The 823-nt window shown below is 43.4% G+C and carries 1 protein-coding gene; it reads left to right on the top strand.

Features of this window, described 5'->3' with window-relative positions:
- Positions 1-823 (top strand): hypothetical protein (locus tag N1032_RS24560; protein ID WP_259543136.1); only part of this gene is annotated, 823 nt, incomplete at both ends.

The raw sequence follows: 823 nt of genomic DNA, 5'->3' as shown, positions 1-823 counted from the left end.
ATTAAAACATGATGTGGGTGGTGCTATTGTGAGCGCACGTAATGCTCTTACAGGCACCGATGCTGGGGCTATCCCAGTACCACAGGAACAGGCAGATAAGAACGTACAGGACCGTGTAGGAGCTCTACAGAGTGATGTACAAGGTATGTTAGCTCCAACTGACCCAGCTCATAATCCGGCTGAGTCAGCAGCTGCTCCTACTACTGATCCTAATAGTCAACAAGCTGGTGCTGATGCTAAAGCTGCTCAAGATTCAGCAATGAATCAAACTAAACAGCAAGTAGCAGATGATACTACTAAAGGTGGTGGTGTACCTACTCCAATTACCACTGATAATCCAGCTCAATCTCTTGCAGCTCGTAACCAGAATATTCAAGCAGGTGTTGGTCATCCCATTACAGGTGCTAATCAACCTGATGTTCCTAAACCATTAACAGATAATCAGCAGAAGAACGTAACTCTTCATGAAGCTGGACAAGAAACCTTTAAATCAATGAACACAATTGGTGATTGGTTCCAGTCTAAATCCTTCCTGATGGGTATGATGCAAACTGGTATGTCGCTGTTAGATGGTAAAGGTTATGCTGAATCCTTTGCTGCTGGTTCAAACTATTTTGATAAACATTATGGAATGGAACAGCGTCAAGCTTGGGCCGATGATCTTCTTCAGAAAGGTTATGACCGTCAAGAGATTCAACAGTATATTGAAACAGGCGATGCTAAAACTCTTACTTCTCCTGAACAGGGTGCTATGCAACAACTGCAACAGCAGAATCAATTTCAACAGCAGCAGCTTGGTATTCAGGTTGGTCAGCAGAATCTT

The organism is Herbiconiux daphne, from assembly GCF_024979295.1.
Lineage (GTDB): Bacteria > Actinomycetota > Actinomycetes > Actinomycetales > Microbacteriaceae > Herbiconiux > Herbiconiux daphnes.
The sequence above is the reverse complement of the archived record's forward strand: the minus strand, read 5'-3'. Positions and strand labels throughout refer to the sequence as shown.